The organism is Collinsella tanakaei (genome assembly GCF_016900375.1).
GTDB lineage: Bacteria > Actinomycetota > Coriobacteriia > Coriobacteriales > Coriobacteriaceae > Collinsella.
The window spans coordinates 1-3,716 of record NZ_JACJKB010000031.1 but is presented as its reverse complement, the minus strand read 5'-3'; the positions used below and the strand labels follow the sequence as shown (position 1 = coordinate 3,716).

Here is a 3,716-nt window from a genome sequence, read left to right as displayed (position 1 = left end):
TATATTCCGTGCGTTGCGGCGTTACCTCAGCTGGATAGAGGGTCTGACTACGAATCAGAACGTCACAGGTTCGAATCCTGTACGCCGCACCAGCCGAACTTCGAAGGTGCCTCCGGGCACCTTTTTTGTTAGACCGACAAGATGGGGCCGGGTTCAAACTTGTCGCTTGCGGACCGAACGTGCTGCTTTGCCGGTCCGGTCGAGCTGCCGTGCGCCTGCCGCCGAAAAGCGGGTAATGAAAAAGAAAACGAATCGAACGCGTGCGGCCTGGTTCAAAGGGCAGCGCGCGAGCAGGAGCATCGCATATGAAGACCGGAGCAACAATCAGGCTGCCGTTGCGGGCACGCAGGAAGCGGCTGGCCACGCTGGACGGACAACCGCGCGGCACGGTGTACGGGATCGTCTGGAACGCCTTCGCCATGCCATCAGACGGCATCTGCTATATCGTGCAGTTCGCAGGCAGGGGACGCGTTGTCATCCTCGGCCTGATCGTCGGGTCGGGGCGCGTCTACAGCGTTACCGCACCGGTACGCGATCTGCCCGATGTCGATAAGATTGCCCTGATGCTCCTGGATGGCGGGCAGGCTCGGGGCGGCGATGTGCTGGCGCGCCGTGGCAGCGGCCCGCTCGAACATGTCGGTCGCTATGCTGTTATGGAGAACGGCCGGTACCGCGAGGAAGCCGACGGCGAGCTGACGCAGCAGGCGCTCGAGTGCCGTGAGTTCCTGGCGTCGCAGTACCTGAAACGCTGCGTGTTCGCCGTTCAGGCCCCTTCGGCCGCTCGGGCGGACGACGCCGCTTCGCCGGCCTTCGGACGCGAGGTCTCGAGCGTGCCGGTGAGCCTGTTTCGCGATTTCGGCCAGGTGATGCTGCCCGATGCTATCGCGACGCTGCTGTACCGCATCGACGCTCGGCGGAATCCCTTGGGCATCGAGCGGTATGCACGGCGCGTGCTTTCACGCGTCGACTTGCAGCGCCTGCGCTCAATCGCAGCGCGGTGCGAGATCCATCTTGCGCATATCGAGGCGATGAACGGGTTCTATCTCAACTTCGACCGGACCCAGGTCTCGCCCGAGGAGACCGGGCTGTTGCTGGGCGTGGAAGCCATGCTCAACCGATTGGCACACGTGCTGGATCGCATGGGTGCGGGTCTCGATCCGGTGATCGTGTCGCCATCCGAGCGCGTGTGCGCCGATCTCGATTGGGATGGGCTGCGCTCCTCGGTCGTGCTAGTCGACCGCATGCTCGACGGACGCACATCGACCCGATGCGCCATGTCGATGCCGGGTACGTGCGAAGCCGAGCCCGGTGGCGAATGGGATGTCCGCATGCATTTCACCGAGCTGTGCGAGCACATCAACCTGCTCGTGCGGTTGGAGTACCTGTTCGATTACCGTGCGGCCGACGGGTCGTTCAGCGTACAGTTCCGTGCGCCCGACATCGATGGCATCCCCTATGAGGCCTTCGATGCGCACGAGGGCACCTGGCGCGAGCTCGATGATGCCGCAAGGGACCGCGTTGCACGTGATCTTGCGTGCCGTATGGCACTTGTGCTCGCCGCGGCCGCCTTCGCCGCAAGTCCCCGTGTGAGCTCCTGCACCGTCGAAGGGGTCGGTGCGGATGGGTCGAGCGTAGCGTACGGGTTCGAGCGCCCCGAGTTCCTCGTGCGCTATGTCGCGTTGGCGCGCAGGCTGGCAGACGAGCCGCTTGAGGCCGCTGCGGCGATAGCGGGATTGCGCGCAGCCCGCATCTCCGGATTCTCATTCGAACCCATTTCCGACCCCGCTGCACACTGTGACCCGAGCGCCGACGACCGCCCTCTTCCCGATGAACTGCGTCGGCTGCTGTGCGCCGATACCGCGCGGGATCTCAACGTTATGGATCCGCCCGACGACCGGTACCGCAAGCGGCTCGATGAGGTCCATGGGTTGGCGCAGGTCGACCCGGACGCTGCGGAGCGCGCGTTCAACAGCCTGATCGAGGAGATTCAGGCGACGTGCGTGGAAGCAGAGCTGCTGTCGGCCAGCCCGATGCAATCGCAGTTCTGCGAAAACCAAGTGCAGCGCATCGTCTTGCCGCTGCTGATCGACGATCGGAACACACGTATCCATCGGGTGCCCGATGCGCTCTTCATCGTCCAGCAGGAGCTCTGCGCGATGTACCTGCAGTTTGGTGCGCTCGAGCAGGCGCTGCCTGAGGCACGCAAGCTGCTGGACATGGCCGAGACCTCCATGCAGGCTCACTTCATGCTTATCAGCGTGCTCGCGCGGCTCAATATGTTCGACGAGGTTATCGACGTCGCCAAGCATGGACTGCGCGTGGCCTTCGATCGGGAGTCCATCGCGTACCTGTTCTATCGGCTGGCGTTCGCCTATTGGAACCAGGGCGATCGGCTTGTCGCGCTTGCCTGCTACCGGCTCGTGCCGGCGGGGGAGCGGGTGAGCGCTATCGCCCAAGAAGAAGCGGGGGAGCTTTTGCGTCGCATGGGGATGGAGGCACAGCTCGGACTCGCCCAGGCGGTCGGTGTCGCGCAGGCATCGGGCATCCCGGTTCCGCCGACGCCGGAGCTGTACAACCAGATTGCCGATGCCGCGGTCATGCTGATGGACAACGGATTTTTCCATACGGCTTCGCGGTGCGTGTACAGCATGTGGCGCATGCATGCCAACGATGAGCTGGGCGTTTTAAGCAAGTCGCTGCTCTGGATAACCGGTACATGACAGTTAGGACGGGGCCCAGTGTCATGCTTTTGCATGACACTGGGCCCCGTCCTGATATGTAAATCCAACTGTCAAGAGGCAAGGCGGCCCCATCCCGAACCAGTCGGGCCGGGGCCGCTCCTCTATGGCTCGCCCCGCCGCGCCCATCCGTGGGCGTGTCCGTCTCGACGCACGACTGCAAGTCTGACATACGCGTGTTGGCTAACGCATTCCGATGCTCCGGCCTGGGGTCGTCCGCTTGTCTAAAACCGCGCGTGGCCGCATGGGCTGCGCATAGGACGTCCGCGGGTCCCCCACGCGCCATCTCGACGGGACGCGGCGGGGAGGGTCTGCTACCGGGCCGCCGCCTCGTTGGCGACGGCCCACACGAAGCCCGCCAGCTCGCGGGCGACCGCGGCGTTGGCCAGGCTCGCGGGCTTGCCGCGCGACCTCAGGTGGACCGCCCTGTCGTGCAGCCTCCTGTTGGCCCGCGCGGCCGCCTCGGCGACGGGCGCGGCCACGCCGCGGGCGGCGGCGAGCGAGGCGGCCGACACGGGGCTGTACCCGCGCGCGTGGTGCCACGCCGACTCGACGAGCAGCGTGCGGACGTGCCCGTTGCCCGTCCTGGTGATCCCGCCCCTCGACACCGACCCCCCGCTCGAGGACTCCGACGGCACGAGGCCGAGGTAGGACATGAACGACCTCGCCGTCGGGAACCTCGAGAAGTCGCCGACCTCCGCGGCCACGGAGAAGGCGGTGAGGGTGGAGATGCCCCTTATGCAGCAGAGCGCCGACACGACCGGCGCGAGGTCCGGGGCGGCCGCCCTCTCGGCGATCGCCGCGTCGAGGCGGTCGCGCCTGAGCCTGTGGAACCTCACCCCTTCGAGGTACTCGGCGAGCACGTGGATTGGCAACACTTACTTGGACGGTTTCGACAGGATCAGCCCCGCCTTCCTGAACTCGACGGGGCTCATGTAGCCGAGCGTCGAGTGGATCCTGAAGTTGTTGTACCAGTGC

3 protein-coding genes and 1 tRNA gene are annotated in these 3,716 nt (G+C 65.4%); 2 read left to right on the top strand and 2 right to left on the bottom strand.

Annotation, left to right across the window (positions count from 1 at the left end; all coding sequences use genetic code 11):
* The first annotated feature begins 15 nt into the window (after positions 1-15).
* Positions 16-92: transfer RNA gene (locus tag H6A16_RS10420), tRNA-Arg, on the top strand.
* A gap of 213 nt (positions 93-305) precedes the next feature.
* On the top strand, positions 306-2,720 hold the full coding sequence (locus H6A16_RS10415; protein WP_204618938.1) for a tetratricopeptide repeat protein: 2,415 nt from the start codon (positions 306-308) through the stop codon (positions 2,718-2,720).
* 332 nt (positions 2,721-3,052) lie between these two features.
* On the opposite strand, the gene H6A16_RS10410 is transcribed toward H6A16_RS10415, so the two are convergent.
* Together H6A16_RS10410 and H6A16_RS10405 are read right to left on the bottom strand one after the other, a co-directional pair.
* Complete coding sequence (locus H6A16_RS10410) at positions 3,053-3,601, bottom strand: transposase (protein WP_204618935.1); 549 nt, start codon at positions 3,599-3,601, stop codon at positions 3,053-3,055.
* A gap of 15 nt (positions 3,602-3,616) precedes the next feature.
* On the bottom strand, positions 3,617-3,716 hold a 100-nt coding region (locus tag H6A16_RS10405), incomplete at its 5' end, for an IS3 family transposase (RefSeq protein WP_204618232.1).

What these genes read in the sequence shown, in the direction of transcription:
- H6A16_RS10415 (WP_204618938.1), top strand. Translation starts at nt 306, where the DNA reads ATGAAGACCGGAGCAACAATCAGGCTGCCGTTGCGGGCACGCAGGAAG.